General features: G+C 60.1%; 16 protein-coding genes and 3 tRNA genes. 9 read left to right on the forward strand and 10 right to left on the reverse strand.

The window, feature by feature from the left end; genetic code table 11:
• The first annotated feature begins 33 nt into the window (after positions 1-33).
• The gene (gene gltA, locus ACR3E4_RS17090) at positions 34-1,329 is read left to right on the forward strand and encodes a citrate synthase (protein ID WP_480532224.1); all 1,296 of its coding nucleotides are present in this window, start codon (positions 34-36) and stop codon (positions 1,327-1,329) included.
• Positions 1,330-1,512: 183 nt separating this feature from the next.
• A complete protein-coding gene (locus ACR3E4_RS17095; protein ID WP_480532222.1) occupies positions 1,513-2,454 on the forward strand; it encodes an autotransporter outer membrane beta-barrel domain-containing protein in 942 nt (313 codons plus the stop codon).
• On the opposite strand, the gene ACR3E4_RS17100 is transcribed toward ACR3E4_RS17095, so the two are convergent.
• Positions 2,451-3,518, reverse strand: coding sequence for a PA0069 family radical SAM protein (locus ACR3E4_RS17100; protein WP_480532220.1), 1,068 nt, complete (start codon positions 3,516-3,518; stop codon positions 2,451-2,453). The genes ACR3E4_RS17095 and ACR3E4_RS17100 overlap by 4 nt on opposite strands.
• Before the next feature lie 308 nt (positions 3,519-3,826).
• On the opposite strand from ACR3E4_RS17100, the gene ACR3E4_RS17105 reads away from it, so the two are divergent.
• Both ACR3E4_RS17105 and ACR3E4_RS17110 read left to right on the forward strand, forming a co-directional pair.
• Positions 3,827-4,525, forward strand: a complete 699-nt coding sequence (locus ACR3E4_RS17105) for a corrinoid protein (RefSeq protein ID WP_480532218.1) — start codon at positions 3,827-3,829, stop codon at positions 4,523-4,525.
• Positions 4,526-4,626: 101 nt separating this feature from the next.
• On the forward strand, positions 4,627-5,295 hold the full coding sequence (locus tag ACR3E4_RS17110) for a DUF1638 domain-containing protein (RefSeq protein ID WP_480532216.1): 669 nt from the start codon (positions 4,627-4,629) through the stop codon (positions 5,293-5,295).
• Between the two features lie 3 nt (positions 5,296-5,298).
• Here ACR3E4_RS17110 and ACR3E4_RS17115 read toward each other — a convergent pair whose 3' ends face one another.
• Positions 5,299-5,709, reverse strand: coding sequence for a SufE family protein (locus tag ACR3E4_RS17115; protein ID WP_480532214.1), 411 nt, complete (start codon positions 5,707-5,709; stop codon positions 5,299-5,301).
• A 176-nt stretch (positions 5,710-5,885) separates the two neighbouring features.
• On the opposite strand from ACR3E4_RS17115, the gene ACR3E4_RS17120 reads away from it, so the two are divergent.
• Positions 5,886-6,374: a hypothetical protein gene (locus tag ACR3E4_RS17120; protein ID WP_480567098.1), complete on the forward strand. Its 489-nt coding sequence runs from the start codon at positions 5,886-5,888 to the stop codon at positions 6,372-6,374.
• Here ACR3E4_RS17120 and rnd read toward each other — a convergent pair.
• The 3 genes from rnd to purM form a co-directional block, all read right to left on the reverse strand.
• Positions 6,371-7,528: a ribonuclease D gene (rnd, locus tag ACR3E4_RS17125; RefSeq protein WP_480532210.1), complete on the reverse strand. Its 1,158-nt coding sequence runs from the start codon at positions 7,526-7,528 to the stop codon at positions 6,371-6,373. The two genes, ACR3E4_RS17120 and rnd, sit on opposite strands and share 4 nt — an antisense overlap.
• 112 nt (positions 7,529-7,640) lie before the next feature.
• The gene (gene purN, locus ACR3E4_RS17130; protein WP_480532208.1) at positions 7,641-8,237 is read right to left on the reverse strand and encodes a phosphoribosylglycinamide formyltransferase; all 597 of its coding nucleotides are present in this window, start codon (positions 8,235-8,237) and stop codon (positions 7,641-7,643) included.
• Positions 8,234-9,280: a phosphoribosylformylglycinamidine cyclo-ligase gene (gene purM, locus ACR3E4_RS17135; protein WP_480532206.1), complete on the reverse strand. Its 1,047-nt coding sequence runs from the start codon at positions 9,278-9,280 to the stop codon at positions 8,234-8,236. Before purM ends, purN begins: the two co-directional genes overlap by 4 nt.
• Positions 9,281-9,387: 107 nt before the next feature.
• On the opposite strand from purM, the gene ACR3E4_RS17140 reads away from it, so the two are divergent.
• Positions 9,388-9,464 (forward strand) — tRNA-Ile (locus ACR3E4_RS17140).
• Positions 9,465-9,466: 2 nt separating this feature from the next.
• Here the strand turns inward: ACR3E4_RS17140 and ACR3E4_RS17145 are convergent.
• Positions 9,467-10,786, reverse strand: coding sequence for an ATP-binding protein (locus tag ACR3E4_RS17145; protein ID WP_480532204.1), 1,320 nt, complete (start codon positions 10,784-10,786; stop codon positions 9,467-9,469).
• Positions 10,787-10,830: 44 nt separating this feature from the next.
• On the opposite strand from ACR3E4_RS17145, the gene ACR3E4_RS17150 reads away from it, so the two are divergent.
• From ACR3E4_RS17150 to ACR3E4_RS17160, 3 genes are all read left to right on the forward strand, one after another.
• The gene (locus ACR3E4_RS17150) at positions 10,831-11,745 is read left to right on the forward strand and encodes an MBL fold metallo-hydrolase (RefSeq protein WP_480532202.1); all 915 of its coding nucleotides are present in this window, start codon (positions 10,831-10,833) and stop codon (positions 11,743-11,745) included.
• 73 nt (positions 11,746-11,818) lie between these two features.
• Positions 11,819-11,893 (forward strand) — tRNA-Asn (locus ACR3E4_RS17155).
• A 128-nt stretch (positions 11,894-12,021) separates the two neighbouring features.
• Positions 12,022-12,096 (forward strand) — tRNA-Asn (locus tag ACR3E4_RS17160).
• Positions 12,097-12,114: 18 nt separating this feature from the next.
• Here the strand turns inward: ACR3E4_RS17160 and ACR3E4_RS17165 are convergent.
• The 4 genes from ACR3E4_RS17165 to zwf all read right to left on the reverse strand — a co-directional run bounded on the left by ACR3E4_RS17165 (position 12,115) and on the right by zwf (position 17,579).
• On the reverse strand, positions 12,115-13,734 hold the full coding sequence (locus ACR3E4_RS17165; RefSeq protein WP_480532200.1) for a long-chain-fatty-acid--CoA ligase: 1,620 nt from the start codon (positions 13,732-13,734) through the stop codon (positions 12,115-12,117).
• A gap of 106 nt (positions 13,735-13,840) precedes the next feature.
• Positions 13,841-15,451 carry a glucose-6-phosphate isomerase gene (gene pgi, locus ACR3E4_RS17170; protein WP_480532198.1) on the reverse strand — a complete coding sequence of 537 codons (1,611 nt, stop codon included), beginning with the start codon at positions 15,449-15,451 and terminating at the stop codon, positions 13,841-13,843.
• A gap of 5 nt (positions 15,452-15,456) precedes the next feature.
• Positions 15,457-16,128, reverse strand: a complete 672-nt coding sequence (gene pgl / locus ACR3E4_RS17175) for a 6-phosphogluconolactonase (protein ID WP_480532196.1) — start codon at positions 16,126-16,128, stop codon at positions 15,457-15,459.
• Positions 16,125-17,579: a glucose-6-phosphate dehydrogenase gene (gene zwf, locus ACR3E4_RS17180; protein ID WP_480532194.1), complete on the reverse strand. Its 1,455-nt coding sequence runs from the start codon at positions 17,577-17,579 to the stop codon at positions 16,125-16,127. Before zwf ends, pgl begins: the two co-directional genes overlap by 4 nt.
• Positions 17,580-17,602 lie beyond the last annotated feature (23 nt).

Below are 17,602 nucleotides of genomic sequence, written 5' to 3' on the forward strand. Positions count from 1 at the left end.
ACCGACAAACGCACGAATGAGGAAGGGACATAAATGACCGATAGCCAAAAAACAGCGACCCTGACTGTCCACGGCAACACCTATGAATTGCCGATTCACTCACCCACCGCTGGCCCCGATGTCATCGACATCCGCAAGCTTTATAGCCAGGCCGATGTGTTCACCTACGATCCCGGCTTCACCTCGACCGCCAGCTGCGACAGCACCATCACCTATATCGATGGCGAAAAGGGCGAATTGCTGCATCGCGGTTATCCAATCGATCAACTGGCCGAAAAGTCCCACTTCCTCGAAGTTTGCTATCTGCTGCTGTACGGAGAGCTGCCGGCGGCGAAAGATCTGGAGCAGTTTGAAACCACGATCACCCGCCACACCATGCTGCACGAGCAGATGCAGTATTTCTATCGCGGTTTCCGCCGCGACGCCCATCCGATGGCGATTATGGTCGGTGTGGTTGGTGCGATGTCGGCCTTCTATCACGATTCAACCGATATTGCGGACCCGCATCAGCGCGAGGTCGCCTCGCATCGCCTGATCGCCAAGATGCCGACCATCGCGGCCTGGGCTTATAAGTACCACATCGGTCAGCCCTTCATCTATCCGCGCAACGATCTGGACTATGCCTCGAACTTCCTGCGCATGTGCTTTGCCGTGCCTGCGGAAGACTACGAGGTGAACCCGATCCTCAGCCGCGCGATGGACCGCATCTTTACCCTGCATGCCGATCACGAGCAGAACGCGTCGACTTCGACCGTGCGTCTGGCGTCGTCTTCGGGGGCGAACCCGTTCGCCTGTATTGCCGCCGGCATTGCCTGTCTCTGGGGTCCGGCCCATGGCGGCGCGAACCAGGCGTGCCTTGAAATGCTGGAAGAGATTGGCAGCGTCGACCGTATCCCCGAATACATCGCGCGCGCCAAAGACAAGAACGATCCGTTCCGCCTGATGGGCTTTGGACACCGCGTCTATAAGAACTTTGACCCGCGTGCGAAGGTGATGAAGCAGTCAGCGGACGAAGTTCTGGACCTGCTGGGGATCGAGAACAATCCAAAGCTGCAAGTCGCCAAGGCGCTGGAAAAGCAGGCTCTGGAAGATCCGTATTTCGCCGAGAAGAAGCTGTTCCCGAACGTGGATTTCTATTCGGGCATCATCCTCGAGGCGATGGGCTTCCCGACCTCGATGTTCACTCCGATCTTCGCGCTGTCGCGCACCGTTGGCTGGGTCAGCCAGTGGAAAGAGATGATCGCCGATCCGCAGAACAAGATCGGTCGTCCGCGCCAATTGTATCTGGGCGAAACCACCCGGGATTACGTGGATATCGAAAAGCGCTGAGCCGTCCTGCGGCTTACACCACAGAACCATGCGACAAGGCCCCGATTTTCGGGGCCTTTTTGCTGTGGTGTTACCGAAATGTAGCCCTCGACTCGAAACTCGCACAAACGCGGTGCGCCTGCCTTTGCAGCGGGGATCACTCTGCCTAATGTCCAGCACAGCTTTTGATAGGCCGTTGGATTCATGCGCATACCCGTATTCTGTCTCGCTCTGCTGTTTGGCACCCCTGTGGCTGCGCAAACCCTGCTGGAAAACGCCTTCAAGAACGCCCAACGTGAATACGCGGCGGGCTCGCTGGCGGTTCTCAGCCTGGTGGGCATTCCCGATGACTCGGCCAGCGCGATCTCATTGCAATCCAACACCGGTGATCGCGAGTATGATTTCAAATCGGCGCAACTGGGCGGCGGGTTTCGCCTGAGCGAGGGAATCCCGCTCTATCTTGAGGGCTATATCGGGTATGCCCGCTATGACCCGGTGTTTACCTTCGGCGATACGGGCGAAACGACCGCCGTACCGCTGAAATGGACCAGTCTCGCCGTCACCGGCGGTGTGGGTTATCAGTTCGATCTGGGCGAACGTTGGAAGCTTACGCCGATGGCACATATCTCGGTGGGGCGCACGCAATCCGATGCCTCGGTCGGGGCGCAGGTCATCGCCAACCGGCTGGGACTGGAGCGTGATTTCGTCGAAAGCGGTGGTCTGTGGGCCGGTGGTGCCGGTGGCTCACTGACCGTGGATTATGACCTGCCGCTTGAAAACGACCGCGAATTCGAGGCCAGCCTGCGATATACGCATATCGAGTACTGGCCCATCGGAGATGATGAGGACCTGCTGATCGAATCCACCGCCGCCAATGCGGTTCTATGGGCCCGGTATCGTTTTCCCACCGGCAAACAGATGTTCGGGCGACCGGTGCGCTGGGTTGGCGATCTGTCCTTTTCCTATCTGCTGGGCGATCAGGCCATCGTGCTTGGCACCGACTGGCTGGCGCGTGTCGGCGGCGGGGTTGAGGTTGATCTGTCCGACACCTGGGTGCCGTGGGTCACCACAACCCGGCTTATGGTCCGTTACTATGGCAGCGATACAGTGAATGGCTTCACGGTTGGACTGGGGATCAGTTTCTAGAACAGCGACAGCTGATCACCCGGCTGCGGTGGCGGCGCAAAATGTGCGGTACTGAGCGGCTGTGACTTGATCGCAAGGCCCAGTCTTTTGCAGGCGGCCTTGAACCGCTGGGCTATCATCTGAGCATAGGTGCCCTCGCCCCGCATCCGGTGCCCCCATCGCGGGTCATAATCCCTGCCCCCGTGCATCTCGCGCAATCGCGCCATAACCTTCGCGGCGCGCGCTGGTTCATGTTCGTCCAGCCAGTCTTGCCACAGGGCCGACACCTCGCGCGGCAGGCGCAGCATGATCCAACTGGCGGCATCCGCGCCAGCCTGCTGGCCTGCTTCAAGCAACTGCTCAAGCTCATGATCCGTCAACCCGGGTATAATGGGCGAGGTCATGACCCGCACCGGCACCCCCGCTTCGGTCAACCGGCGGATCATCCGCAACCGGCGCAGCGGAGACGGCGCGCGCGGCTCCATCCTGCGCGACAACCCGGCATCCAGCGTGGTGAGGGAAATACCGACCCTCACCAGATTATTGCGGGCCATGGGGGCCAGGATATCCAGATCACGTTCAATAAGCGCGCCCTTGGTGACGATCCCGACCGGGTGCTGAAAGTCGCTGAGAACCTGCAGACAGGCCCTTGTGATTTCACGGTTTTTCTCGATTGGTTGGTAGGGATCGGTATTGGTCCCCAGCGCGATTGTCGCCACTTTGTAGCGACGCGCCGACAGCTCTCGCCGCAGGACTTCCGCAGCGTTCGGGCGAGCGACAAGGCGCGTTTCAAAATCAAGCCCCGGCGACAAACCCAGATAAGCGTGGCTCGGGCGGGCAAAGCAATAGACACATCCGTGCTCGCACCCGCGATAGGGATTGATCGAGCGGTCGAATGGCAAATCCGGTGATTTGTTGTAGGTGATGAGAGTCCGCGCAACCTCGTCCCTGACCTCGGTTCGCAACGGCGGCAGATCCTCGGGCAAGTCCCAGCCGTCATCCGTGGATTCGGTCGCAAACCGTTCGAACCGGCCAGCGTCGTTCGACGCCACCCCTCGCCCCTGATGCTTTGGCTGAGTCAACATTTGTTCACCTTATGTTCTTAACCAATGATTAGCTGACCGCGCACGGGCTGGCAAGGCATACAAAGATCAGGGTTATGCGACCAATCCGGCTTCAACAGCGAACAAATCGGGACTTAGCCGCCAGAAAATGAATGGACTGCAGGATGATCTTGCAAAAAAATCGGTCGCCCGGAGTCACATTTCAACATATAGGTCGGTCTCAGAACGGCCAAGGTCGCAATCGTCACAGTACATCTGCGACGAAATCGCCAAACAGGAAAAAATTGCCACCACGGGCCACAAGCCCGCCAAGCTCAGGGAAACGCCCCATGTCCGATGAAGAAGACATCGTACTGTCCGAACTCAACGACGACGAACTTGTCGAACAGATGTTCGATGACCTCTATGACGGTCTGAAAGAGGAAATCGAAGAAGGCACCAACATCCTTCTCGAGCGCGGCTGGACGCCTTACGACATCCTGACCAAAGCACTGGTCGGCGGTATGACCATCGTGGGCCACGACTTCCGCGACGGCATTCTGTTCGTGCCCGAAGTTCTGCTGGCTGCAAACGCGATGAAGGGCGGCATGGCTATCCTCAAGCCGCTGCTGGCCGAAACCGGCGCGCCGCGCGTTGGCAAGATGGTCATCGGCACCGTAAAAGGTGACATCCACGACATCGGCAAGAACCTTGTGTCGATGATGATGGAAGGCGCAGGCTTCGAGGTTGTCGATCTTGGTATCAACAACCCGGTCGAAAACTACCTGGAAGCGCTGGAAAACGAAAAGCCCGATATTCTGGGCATGTCCGCCCTGCTGACCACCACCATGCCTTACATGAAGGTCGTGATCGACACGATGGTCGAGCAAGGCCTGCGTGAAGAATACGTCGTTCTGGTCGGTGGCGCGCCGCTGAACGAAGAATTCGGCAAGGCCATTGGTGCAGACGGCTACTGCCGTGACGCCGCTGTGGCCGTGGAAATGGCCAAGGACTTCATGTCGCGTCGGCACAACCAACTGGCCGGCTAAGGCACAGACTATACTGTGAAGCAGGCCGTCCTAACCAGGGCGGCCTTTTTCGTCTCAAAGGTCGCGTACCTATATATCATGTAGCCAGGTGGAGAGATCAGATGACCGACGCACCATTGCCAGATGATGACAGCCTGACCCGCGAAGGCTATGTCGCCCCGCGCGTGACCGAATCCATCCTTCTGATCGCCTGTGGCGCGTTGGCGCGCGAGATACTGGACCTGAAGGAGAGAAACGGCTGGGATCACATCGCGCTGACCTGCCTGCCCGCCATCCTGCACATCCACCCCGAAAGGATCACGCAAGCGGTTGAGGATGCCGTTGCCAAACATCGCGACAGCTACGACCGGATTTATGTCGTCTATGCCGATTGCGGCACCGGGGGCTTGCTGCAGGCCGCATGCGAAAAGCTGGGCGTCGAGATGATCCAGGGCCCCCACTGTTATTCTTTCTTCGAGGGTAATCAGGCCTTTGCCGCCCATGGCGATGACGAAACAACCGCGTTTTACCTGACCGACTTTCTCGCCCGGCAGTTCGACGCTTTTGTTTGGAAGCCTCTGGGTCTGGATCGTCATCCAGAGCTGCGGGATATGTATTTCGGCAACTATACCAAGCTGGTCTATCAGGCGCAGACCGACGATCCCGACCTGACACGCCGCGCGCAGGACTGCGCCGACCGTATGGGGCTGGCGTTCGAACGCCGCCTGACCGGCTATGGCGATCTTGAAGTCACGTTGTCGGAATGGGCCGCGCGCGGGAAATCCGGCTGACGGTCAGGCGCTGGCCAGCGCAACCTCGCGAATACGCTCGATCATCGACCGTAGCCCGTTCGAGCGTTGCGCCGAAAGGTGATCGTGCAGACCCAGCCGCGCCAACTCACCACCTGCATCCACTTTGCTGACGTCTGCGACGGGCAGCCCATTGTAAAGCTTGCGCAACACCGCGATCAGGCCACGCACGATCAGCGCGTCGCTGTCACCGTCAAAGTGAAACTGGCCATTCGCGATGGTCGGGTGCAGCCAGACCTGACTGGCGCAGCCGGTCACTTTGGTCGCCGGCACCTTCAGCGCCTCGTCCAGAGGTTCCATCGCTTTGCCCTGCTCGATCACATGGCGATAGCGGTCTTCCCAGTCCTCCAGGAATTCGAAATCCTCGACAATCTCTTCAAAGGCGGGCGTTGCCATGGTGGGCTGTCCTTGCGTTACGCGATCACAAATGTGAACTATGCCCGGCTTTCCCCGCTGTCCAGTCCCTTGCGTGCCTTTTCAAGACACAGAATTTGCGCTAACCCCTTGGGTGTAAAGTTGCGCAAAGTGTTGGGTCCATGCACAAAACTCTGTCTGTACTATTGGTCGCTGCGATGTCTGTTTCTGCCTGCAGTGGTTGGAGTAATTCCCGGGCAAACCCGTCGAACTGGTTTGGCAGCAGCACCCCGGCCCCGACCGAGGTTTCAGCCGATGACGCAAACGCCCTTGTCCCGCAACAGAGCGATGCACGTGGGCTGTTCGCGCGGCCCGAAGCTGAAGACAACAGCGTACCAATCGCCGTGATCGATGAACTGCGCATCGATCCAACTACGACGGGCGCGATCATCTACGCCTCGGGAACAGCGATCCGGCAAGGGGCATTCAACGCTCAACTTGCACGCGTGCGGTCAGAAGAGCTGAGCAAAAATGGGGTGATGGAGTTCACCTTCCGCGTGGATTATCCGGAATACGCCACGGCTCAGGGCAGCGCGCGTTCGCGCATGGTGTCCGAGGCCGTCACCGTAAGCACGCAGGATCTGGAAGGTATTCGGTTGGTTCGGGTCGTGGGCGCGCAAAACGCGCTGGAATCGCGGCGGCGCTAAAGCGATACGACGCGCACCGTCTGACCTTTGGCGGCCAGGGCGATCTTGCCGTCGCACAGTTTCAGCGCGTCTTCCCCGAATACCTCGAACCGCCAACCAGATAGCGCAGGCACTTCACGCTCACCCGCGGCGATCTGATCCAGATCCGCGCTCGAGGCGATCAGCTTCGCCGCAACCCCAGCACTTTCGGTCTTGGATTTCAGCAGTACCCGCAGCAGATCGGCCAGTGCCGGGTTGACCTTCAGCTTGTCGCGGCTGATATCCACCTTGGGCAACTTGTCTGGCGGGCAATTCACACCGCGTTTCACCGCCGCCAGTATTCCATCCGCAATCGCACCCTTCCGCGCCTCGCGCAACAACATGCGTGAACCGCCCAGATCCGATGGGGTTTTGGGTTTGATCGAGGCCATCTCGATCAACGCGTCATCCTTGAACACCCGGCTGCGCGGGACGTTGTTCTGCTGCGCATAGGCTTCGCGGAACTCAGCCAATTCCCGCACCACCGCCAAAAACTTGGCCGAGTTGGTGCGCGTCTTGACCCGGCGCCAGGCTTCCTCGGGGCGGATATCGTAGGTCTCGACACGGGTCAGGATACGCAACTCTTCCGCCACCCAATGATCCCGCCGGGTCTTCTCCAGCTCAGCGGCCAGATATTCGTAGATCTTCCGCAGATGCGTCACGTCCGCCAGCGCATAGGATTTTTGCGCATCGGTCAGCGGACGCCGCGACCAGTCTGTGAACCGAGAGGTCTTGTCGACCCCCTCCTTGCAGATCTTGCGGACAAGCGTCTCGTATCCGACCTGCTCGCCAAATCCGCAGACCATGGCCGCCACCTGAGTATCGAACAGGGGCGTCGGGAAAACACCGGCATCGACCCAGAAAATCTCAAGATCCTGCCGGGCGGCGTGGAAAACCTTGACCACGTTTTCGTTGCGGAACAGCTCATAAAGTGGTTCCAGCGACAGGCCCTCGGCCAGCGGATCAACCAGCACCGCGCTGTCCTCGTCTTCGGACGGTACCGCAAGTTGCACCAGACAGAGTTTTGAATAGTAGGTCCGTTCGCGCAGAAATTCGGTATCTACGGTGACGTAGGGATAGTCCGCAGCAGCCGCACAGAATGCAGTCAGCTCTTGCGTCGTTGTCAGGGTTTTCATGCGCCGTACTATTCTTGCTTTTATGGTTCTTGTGACTGCCCGTTTGGTCCTCGTCCCGAGCGATATGCGACCATAAGACGAATATTCAGCGCATGTAAATCACCCCGGCAGGTCAGGGCAAAAGAACCGGTTCGGTGTTGCCCTGAGAATACCGCCGCAGAACTGCAGGATAAAGCTTGTGTTCCCATTCCAGCACACGCGTGGCCAGCGTTTCGGGCGTGTCACCGGCTTCGATTACGACGCGCGCCTGACCCAGAATCGGGCCGTCATCCAGCGCGGCTGTCACTTCGTGAACAGTGCATCCATGCTCGGAATCCCCCGCCTCGATGGCGCGGGCATGGGTGTTCAGACCCTTGTATTTGGGCAGCAGTGAGGGGTGGATGTTCAGCATCCGCCCCTGAAAGCGCGAGACGAAATCCCCGGTCAGAACCCGCATGAACCCGGCAAGACAGACGATATCGGGTTCGGCCTGCAACAAAGGTTTCAGCAATTCAGCCTCAAACGCCGCCCGATCCTTGCCAAAAGGCCGGTGATCAACGGCGGCAGTCGGAATTCCAAGGGCGGCCGCCTTTTTCAGGCCGCCTGCCTTGGCATCATTGGACATGACCAGACAGGGCCGCGCGGGATGGTCGCCGGTCATGCTGTCGACCAGAGACAGCATGTTCGAACCGCCACCGGAAATCAAGATGGCGACGCGCTTATGGCTCACAGCAGCTTGCCCGAATAAACGACGCCCGCCGCATCGGTGACGGTCCCGATCCGCGAGACGGTTTCACCTGCGTCTGCCAGCAATGCCTCCAGCGCTTCGGCCTGATCCGGCGCGCAAACAACGATCATGCCGATGCCGCAGTTGAAGGTCTTGAGCATCTCTGCCTCGGCAATCCCACCGGTTTCCGCCATCCAGCGGAAGACGGGCGGCAAATCCCATGCACTCAGATCGATCTGAGCGCCCAGCCCTTCGGACAGCACACGCGGCAGGTTTTCGGTCAGACCGCCGCCGGTGATATGTGCCAGCGCGTGAACGCCCCCTGCACGGATCGCGGCCAACGCGGGTTGTACATAAAGACGTGTTGGGGTCAGCAGTGCCTCACCCAGCGAGCCGCCACCGAAGGGTGACGCCGCATCCCAGCCAAGCCCGGACATCTCGACCAGCTTGCGCACCAGCGAATAACCGTTGGAATGCACCCCGTTCGAGGCCAGCCCCAGCAGAACATCGCCCTGCTGCACCCCCTCTGGCAGTGCCGTTCCACGCTCCATCGCGCCGACCGAGAACCCGGCCAGGTCGAAATCTCCATCCGGGTACATGCCCGGCATCTCGGCGGTTTCGCCACCGATCAAGGCGCAGCCGGACTGCACGCAGCCCTCGGCGATACCTTCGATGATCCGCGCAGCAGTGTCGGTGTCTAGCTTTCCGGTGGCGAAATAATCCAGAAAAAACAGCGGCTCGGCACCCTGACAGATCAGGTCGTTGACGCACATCGCCACCAGATCGATACCCACACCATCGACAACGCCAGTATCGATGGCAATCCGCAGCTTGGTGCCGACACCATCGGTCGCGCCCACCAAAATCGGATCTTCGTACCCGGCCGCCTTGAGGTCGAACAGAGCGCCAAAACCGCCCAGACCACTCATCACCCCTGATCGGTTGGTGCGCTTGGCTGCAGGCTTGATCCGGTCGACCAATGCGTTCCCCGCATCGATATCGACACCCGCATCGGCGTAGGTGATTCCGTTCTTGCCCGCTGTCATGGTCAATCCCTCATGAGTGCTTTGCGCGCGGGTTATTCGATTGTGGCCGATGTTGCAACGGTCAGGCTTGACGCGGGCCCTGATCGTGGTACCCAAGGCGTCATGGCGGGCCTGTAGCTCAATTGGTTAGAGCAGAGCGCTCATAACGCTTTGGTTGCGGGTTCAAGTCCTGCCGGGCCTACCAAATCACCGCCCTATGACAATATCCGCGCATAACCCACCCAGCTTTTTGCTGCTGCCCAGCCGCAAGGTGCCGCCATGCACGCGGGCGATATCGGCGACTATGGCCAGGCCAAGACCGACGCCGCTGCCCTGATTCTGATTTCGCGCGGGGTCAAGCCGGGTAAAGGGCCGCACCGCTTCGGTGCGCTGTTCGGGCGGGATGCCGGGGCCGTCATCCTCGACCCGGATGCGCAGGGATTTTGGTGTCAACGAAAGGCTGACCTCGGCCTTGCTCCCGTAGCGGATCGCATTCCCGATCAGGTTTTCAACCGCCCGGCGCATGGCGGTCGGGCGCAGCATGGCACTGCCCTGCCCTTCGACGGACACCAGTTCAACCTGCTGACCAGCGCGCTGCGCGTCATCGACGATCTGGCTCAGCCAGGTTTCGGGCGTAACCGACTCGGGTGCGCTTTCAGCTGTTCCGCGCGAGAAATCAAGGAACGCATCCAGCAGGGATTGCATCTCATCGACGTCCTGCAGCAACGGCGCCGCCTCATCCTCGGGCAAGAAAGACAGGCCCAGCTTGAGCCGCGTCAGCGGGGTGCGCAAATCATGGCTGACCCCCGACAGCATCAGGGTACGCTGCTCGATTTGCCGCTCGATCCGGGCGCGCATGTCGACAAACGCGCTGCCTGCGGCCCGCACCTCGATGGCGCCGCCGGGGGTGTAGGGCACGCTGCGACCACGTCCAAAGGCCTGCGCCGCATCGGCCAGACGCGTGATCGGGCGCAACTGATTGCGCATATAAAGAAACGAAATCGACGTCATCAGACCGGCAAAGAACACCATCGTCACGATCAACTGATGTGGAGCTGTCGGTGACAACCGCCGCCTGTCAAAACCCAGCTCGAGCGTTCCCAGATCAGTCGCCAGATACAACCGGACCTCTTGTCCGTTGGGCAGCTCGATCTCCTCAACCTCGGGAATGCGCGCGTGCAGTTCGGCATCCACCTGCGACGCAACGAAATCATACCAGCGCCGGGTCCCATTCTGCGGCATTTCGTTAAGGTCCAGAAAACGGGCTGACATATCCAGAACCGATAGGTCCTTTCGCACTGCAGCCAAAGCCTGCTGCTGGGTTTCCGCCCCCTTCATTCCATCCATCACCAGCAAGACTTCGCGCGCGGTGGTGCGGGTCATCTGGGCGGTGACTTCCTCAAGATGTTTCTGCAGAAAGGCGATGGCGACCACCAACAAGACAACGATGACCGGGAGCACCAGAATCAATGCGGCGCGCGCATAAAGGCTGCGCGGCATATAAGGTTTGAGCCATTGCAACAACATGCGCTAAACCTAGCGGGCTGCCCGGGTAAGAGGAAGAGGTCACGATGCAAGCCCCCGACGATTTCAACCCTGCGCCAGGGCAAGTTCACGCGCTGTCACCGGGCCTGCGCCGGGTCCTGGCCCCCAACCCCTCGCCAATGACCTATCGCGGGACAAATACCTATCTGTTGGGGAACTGCGACATTGCCGTGATCGATCCGGGGCCGCTGAGCGATGCGCATCTGCAAGCCATCCTTGACGCCCTGCAGCCCGGCCAGCGGATAAGCCACATCTTTGTCACCCATACCCATCTGGATCATTCACCGCTGGCTGCGCCGCTTTCAGCCCGCACCGGTGCGCCCGTTCTGGCCTTTGGTGGCCCGCAGGCCGGTCGCAGCGACGTCATGTCCACGCTGGCCCAGAACGGGCTGGCGGGCGGTGGCGAGGGAATCGATGCCGATTTCCGCCCTGATATCGAACTCGAAGACGGCGCGCATGTTTCGGCTGATGGCTGGCAGCTTGAGGTCATCCACACGCCCGGTCATCTGGGCAACCATATCGCGCTGGCATGGGACGATATCTGCTTTACGGCTGATCACGTCATGGGCTGGGCCAGTTCGCTGGTCTCGCCCCCCGACGGGGACCTGACCGATTTCATGGCCGCCTGCCACCGCCTGCGCGCGCGGGAGTGGTCGGTTTTTCACCCCGGCCACGGCGCGCCTGTCACCAATCCCGCCGGGCGTCTGGATTGGTTGATTGACCACAGATTGCAAAGAGAAGCGCAAATTCTGGGCGTTCTGGAACAATGTCCCGCGACACCGTCAGAGCTTGCGCAGCGAATCTATACCGAAACCCCCGCCGCCTTGCTGCGCGCGGCCGAGCGGAACGTCTTTGCCCATCTGGTCGACCTGACCGGCCGGTCCCGGGTTGCGCCCGAAGGTGACCTTTCCGAAAGCGCTCGTTTCTGGCGCATCGCTTGAACAGAAATTTTTTTCCGGGCCATGCGCTTCGCCTCTGGACGGCGAAAATCCGGGTTGTTATATGCGCCTCAGTTCCGGCGTAGCTCAGCGGTAGAGCAGTTGACTGTTAATCAATTGGTCGTAGGTTCGATCCCTACCGCCGGAGCCAAATCACCCTAAATTCAGCCAAATTCGCGCCTTGGGCGACCGTCGATTTCTGCGTGGAATATTTCGATGAAAAAACTCCACGATCCCTCTGGACGTCGCAGAAACAGGTTGCTATACGGCGCGAACCGTTCCGGCGTAGCTCAGCGGTAGAGCAGTTGACTGTTAATCAATTGGTCGTAGGTTCGATCCCTACCGCCGGAGCCATTCTTCCCAGATTGGCACTTACCCCATCAGCGCATCGCTGAAATCGGCGCGCAGGTTGCGTTTCAGGACCTTTCCGGTCGCGTTCAGCGGCAGCGCATCGACGAATACAACCTTGTCCGGCACCTGCCATTTGGCGATTTTACCGTCAAAGAATGACAACAAATCCTGTTCGGTCGGCTCTTCGCCTTCTGCTTTCACGGCAACCAGCAGGGGCCGTTCATCCCATTTCGGATGTGGCACCCCCACAACGGCAGCGGTCGCCAGTTGCGGATGCGCGACAGCGATATTCTCCAACTCGACCGAGCTGATCCATTCGCCGCCTGATTTGATGATGTCCTTCGACCGGTCGCGGATGGTCATGTACCCGTCCGGGTCCAATGTCGCCACGTCGCCGGTTGCGAACCAGCCCTCCTGCAGCAAGGCCTCATCCTGCATGTGGAAATAGCTGTCCAGCACCCAGTGGCCGCGCACCATCAGATCGCCCTGTGTCTCTCCGTCATGGGGAAGATCGTTGCCGTCATCGTCAACGATTTTCAGTTCAACCCCAAAGGGCGGACGACCCTGGCTTTCACGCAGCTTGTGCTGGGCCTCGACGGGCATGTCCAGATGTTTGGCCATCGGGTAGTTCGTTGTGCCAAGCGGACTCATCTCGCTCATCCCCCAGGCGTGGACAGTATCCACGCCATAGGTCTCGCGGAAGGTTTCGATCATCGAGGGTGGACATGCAGCACCGCCGATCACGGTACGATTAAGGCTTTCCAGCTTCGTTCCGCATTTCGCAGCATGGGCCAGCAGGCCCTGCCAGATCGTCGGCACGCCCATTGCCAGCGTCACACCATATGTATCGATCAGATTGACCAGCGCTTCGCCATGCAGGCCCGGCCCCGGCAACACCATGCGCGAGCCGGACATGGCACTAGCATAGGGCGAGCCCCAGGCGTTGACGTGGAACATCGGCACCACCGGCATCACCACATCCATGGCGGAATAGCCGATCACGTCGCGCGTGTTCGATGCGAAGCTGTGCAGAACTGTAGACCGATGCGAATAAAGAACACCCTTGGGGTTGCCCGTCGTGCCGGAGGTGTAGCAGAGGCTGGAGGCGGTGTTCTCATCAAAGCTGGGCCACGCGTAATCCACATCACCGGTTTCAATCAGCTCGTCATAGAAAAGAAGCCCCGGCACCTGAGACAGCGCGGCCTCATCCCGCGCGCCCATCAGCACGAAATGCTGCACCTCGGTCAGATGCTCTTGCAGCGCAGCAACTAACGGCAGGAAAGTTGCATCAAAGAACAGAACCCGATCCTGTGCATGGTTGATGATATAGGTCAGCTGTTCTGGGAACAGGCGGGGGTTGATCGTGTGGCAAACAAAGCCCGCGCCCGAAACCGCATAGTAAATCTCAAGATGGCGACGGTTGTTCCACGCCAGCGTGCCTACGCGATCCTGCGGCTGCAGCCCCAGCTTTACCAGCGCCGAACCCATCCGATGGGCGTTCCGCGCAATCCCGGCCCAGTTGGTTTCGGTCACGGTTCCGTCGGTCTCGACCGAGATGATCTCGGTCTGGCCGTGATAGCGTTTGGCGTGATCAATCAGCGACGAAATCAGCAAAGGCTGCGTCATCATCTGTCCCAGCATGGACGTCCCTCCCATCGTCGGCGCCAGACTGCGCCTTTGTTTCTTGGCAACAACCCTGCCAAGAATTCAATTGTCTGACAATAAGAGAGTGCGACCGGGTGTCGCGTCAATCGCGATGACGCAAGGCGAATTCAACCAGCGCGGCGGTGGAGCCGTCCTTGCCCTCGGTCCCGACCTCGCCATCGACAATCGGCCCCAGAGACGTCGCCAGTTCCTTGCCCAGCTCAACGCCCCATTGATCGAACGAGTTGATGCCCAGCAACACCCCTTCGACAAACACACGATGCTCATAGAGCGCGATGATCTGGCCCAGCACGAAGGGCGTCAGTTGCGGGTAAATCAATGTGGTCGATGGCCGGTTGCCGGGAAAGACGCGGTGTCTTGCCTGACGTTCCAACTCACCTCCGGTCAGGCCCTTGTCTGCCATGCGCGACCGGGCCTCCTCCAGCGAACGACCCCGCATCAGCGCCTCGGACTGGGCCAGACAATTGGCCAGCAGCAGCCGGTGATGATGGGCCAGTTCAGGCTCGTGCCCTTCGGCAGCCACCATGAACTCACACGGGATCACGTCGGTGCCCTGATGGATCAGTTGATAGAACGCATGCTGCCCGTTGGTTCCGGGCTCCCCCCAGACCACCGGGCCTGATGGCAGGGTCAGATCGCTGCCATCCATCGCAACGGATTTGCCGTTCGATTCCATCTCAAGCTGCTGGAAATAGGCCGGAAGGCGCAGCAGGCGCTGATCATAGGGCAGCACCGCGCGGCTGGCGTGGCCCAGCACCTGACGATGCCAGACACCCACAAGCGCCAGCATCACCGGCATGTTCTCGGCCCATTCCGCCGCGCGGAAATGCAGGTCCATCGCCTGCCCGCCCCGCAGGAACGCATCGAACGCGTTCGAGCCCACGGCAATCATCACCGGCAGGCCGACCGGTCCCCAGACCGAATAGCGACCGCCCACCCAGTCGGCAAATCCGAACACGCGTGCCTCGGGGATGCCAAAGGCGGCGGTTTTGTCGACGGCGCTTGAGACGGCTGCGAATTGTTGCGACGGATCGCCCCCGCCCTCCGCCATCCATGCCCGCGCAGTGCGCGCGTTGGTCATGGTTTCGATCGTCGTGAAGGTTTTTGAGGCCACAATGATCAGCGTGCGCGTCGGATCAAGTGTGCGCAACGTATCCGCGATATGCGCGCCATCCACGTTTGAGACATAGTGCAACCGCGGCCCATCATGATACGGCGACAGCGCATGGGTCGCCATGACGGGCCCCAGATCCGAGCCGCCGATGCCGATATTCACCACATCGGTAAAACTGCCCCCTGCCCCCTGAATCGCGCCTCCGCGCACTTCCTCGGCGAAGACACGCATCCGCTGTAACGTGGTGAGCACCTCGGGCATCACATCCTGCCCGTCAACCGCGACCGGCCCGCCATCGAGGTTGCGCAGCGCCGTGTGCAGAACGGCACGATCCTCGGTCTCGTTGATCTTCTGACCGGAGAACATGGCCTCGCGACGCGCGGCCAGTCCGGCCCGGTCGCAAAGCGCAATCAACTCTGACCGGATCGGCGCGTCGATCTGCGTTTTCGAATAGTCAAACAGCAGATCGCCCGTGGAGGCCGAAAAACTCTGCGCCCGCGCCGGGTCGGTCTTGAACAGATCTTCGATGCGATGATCTCGTGTCAATGCAGCATAGGTTTTGAGGCTCTCCAATTCCATCGCCCCTACTCCGCCCAATGCACGGTCATGCCGCTCAGTACGGCGGCAATCGGGGCGTCTTCGGGGGGCAAGGTCATCGCCCGTTCCAGCGCATCGCGTTTGGCGGTGCCAAAGATGATCAGGTGTTTTGACAATGCGCCGTCCAGAACCGGGGCGGTCAGCGTGATGCGTGCTTCGGGCTGTACATCGGTGCGGGCGACGGCCAGCGTGGGCGCATGGCTGTTTAAGGCAGCCTCCAGCCCCGCCATCCCCGGAAACAGTGAGGCGGTGTGCATGTCCTCTCCCATCCCAAGCACCAGAACCGAAAGCGGCAGAACCGGGTTTATCAGGCTTTCGATCTCGGGCAGAACGTCCTCGGGCTCGTGCCCCTCAACGTAAAGCGGTACGTATTGCGCGACCGAGGCGCGGCTGGTCAGCAAACGTTCCCGGATCAAACGTTCGTTCGAACGCTCACTATCCCCGGGAACACATCGCTCATCCGTGGGCAAAACACGCACCCGATCCCATTCCAGATCGGCAGCGCAAAGGCCATCAAAGACCGGCCCCGGCGTTGTGCCACCAGGAACCGCAAGCGAGACCATATCATGGTGCAGCAAGGCGGATTCGAGGTCTCCGGCCAGATCATTGGCGACATCGATCGCCAGCATGTCACGGTCGGCATATTCTTTGATATTCATGGGTTAATCCCTTGCCAGCGGCGACCATCTCGTTTCATCAGCAATTCGGCGTCGCCGGGGCCGGTGCTGCCACTTTCATAGGGTTTGGGCACATCGCCGCGCGCTTCCCACCCGGCGATGATCGGGTCGGTCCAGGCCCAGGCAGCCTCGACCTCATCGCCCCGCATGAACAGGGTCTGGTTGCCGCGAATGACATCCATGACCAGCCGTTCATAAGCATCGGGCGGATTCTGGCTTTCGGGCCCCAGCGCCTCGGCAAAGCTCATGTCCAGCGGCACGTCAACCAGTCGCATTCCACCCTGTCCGGGTTCCTTGATCGTCACTTTCAGCGTGATGCCTTCGTTGGGCTGAAGGCGGATCGAAAGCGCGTTGGCATGGCGCCCGGCCTCTTCCCCGAAAATCGAATGCGGCGCGTCCTTGAACATCACATTGATGACCGACGACCGCGCCACCAGTTCCTTTCCCGTGCGCAGATAGAACGGTGTGCCTGCCCATCGCCAATTGCTGATATGGGCGCGCAGGGCCACGTAGCTTTCCGTGGTCGAGCGCGGATTTCCGACTACTTCGCGATATCCCCGACCCGCAGCGCCTCCGGCAAACTGGCCGCGTACGATATGGTGCGGCTCGACCGAATCCAGCGCCCGGATCACCTTGAGTTTTTCATCCCGCACTGCGTCGGGATCGAATTTCGCGGGCGGCTCCATCGCGATCAGGCACAAAAGCTGCATCAGGTGGTTCTGCATCATGTCGCGCATGGCACCTGCGCGCTCATAGTATTCCTCACGCCCGTCAATGCCGACCGTTTCGGCCACCGTGATCTGAATATGGTCGACATACTGGCTGTTCCAGAGCGGCTCGAACAGCATATTGCCAAAGCGGACGGCCATCAGATTCTGAACCGTCTCTTTGCCCAGATAGTGATCGATCCGGTAAATCTGACCCTCGTCAAAATGTGCGGCCAGCGTTGCATTCAATGCCCGGGCACTTTCCAGATCGCGGCCAAACGGTTTCTCAACCACAATCCGCGTCTGATCGGTCGATAGATCATGCGCCTTGATCTGCTCGGCCAGCGGACCGAACAGGCCCGGCCCGACCGAGAAATAGAAGGCCCGCACGCGATCCGTCTGCAACTTGCCAGCCAATTCTGCCCACCCGTCATCAGACAGGGCGTCCAGCGAGACATAGTCAACCCGCTGCATGAAACCTTGAAGCGCCTCGGCATCCCCGGCCTGCACCAGCACATGCTGATGCAGCGATTCGGAGATCATATTGCGAAACGCCTCACGCCGCAGATCCCCGCGCGCGGCACCGATGATCTGCGTGCCTTCCGGCCATTGACCGGCACAATAGCGTCGGAACAGCGCCGGAACGATCTTGCGCTGCGCCAGATCGCCGGTTGCACCGAATATGACCAGATCGAACGGGTCAACAGGTATGACACGAGAAACCATGGGTTTTCCTTACCTTGCCGCTC

Source organism: Ruegeria sp. AP11, assembly GCF_056535865.1.

Excerpts from the sequence above, each read along its gene's own strand:
- gltA (WP_480532224.1), top strand. The coding sequence starts at position 34 with ATGACCGATAGCCAAAAAACAGCGACCCTGACTGTCCACGGCAACACC.
- ACR3E4_RS17095 (WP_480532222.1), top strand. The coding sequence starts at position 1,513 with ATGCGCATACCCGTATTCTGTCTCGCTCTGCTGTTTGGCACCCCTGTG.
- ACR3E4_RS17100 (WP_480532220.1), bottom strand. The coding sequence starts at position 3,518 with ATGTTGACTCAGCCAAAGCATCAGGGGCGAGGGGTGGCGTCGAACGAC.
- ACR3E4_RS17105 (WP_480532218.1), top strand. The coding sequence starts at position 3,827 with ATGTCCGATGAAGAAGACATCGTACTGTCCGAACTCAACGACGACGAA.
- ACR3E4_RS17110 (WP_480532216.1), top strand. The coding sequence starts at position 4,627 with ATGACCGACGCACCATTGCCAGATGATGACAGCCTGACCCGCGAAGGC.
- ACR3E4_RS17115 (WP_480532214.1), bottom strand. The coding sequence starts at position 5,709 with ATGGCAACGCCCGCCTTTGAAGAGATTGTCGAGGATTTCGAATTCCTG.
- ACR3E4_RS17120 (WP_480567098.1), top strand. The coding sequence starts at position 5,886 with ATGTCTGTTTCTGCCTGCAGTGGTTGGAGTAATTCCCGGGCAAACCCG.
- rnd (WP_480532210.1), bottom strand. The coding sequence starts at position 7,528 with ATGAAAACCCTGACAACGACGCAAGAGCTGACTGCATTCTGTGCGGCT.
- purM (WP_480532206.1), bottom strand. The coding sequence starts at position 9,280 with ATGACAGCGGGCAAGAACGGAATCACCTACGCCGATGCGGGTGTCGAT.
- ACR3E4_RS17145 (WP_480532204.1), bottom strand. The coding sequence starts at position 10,786 with ATGTTGTTGCAATGGCTCAAACCTTATATGCCGCGCAGCCTTTATGCG.
- ACR3E4_RS17150 (WP_480532202.1), top strand. The coding sequence starts at position 10,831 with ATGCAAGCCCCCGACGATTTCAACCCTGCGCCAGGGCAAGTTCACGCG.
- ACR3E4_RS17165 (WP_480532200.1), bottom strand. The coding sequence starts at position 13,734 with ATGCTGGGACAGATGATGACGCAGCCTTTGCTGATTTCGTCGCTGATT.
- pgi (WP_480532198.1), bottom strand. The coding sequence starts at position 15,451 with ATGGAATTGGAGAGCCTCAAAACCTATGCTGCATTGACACGAGATCAT.
- pgl (WP_480532196.1), bottom strand. The coding sequence starts at position 16,128 with ATGAATATCAAAGAATATGCCGACCGTGACATGCTGGCGATCGATGTC.
- zwf (WP_480532194.1), bottom strand. The coding sequence starts at position 17,579 with ATGGTTTCTCGTGTCATACCTGTTGACCCGTTCGATCTGGTCATATTC.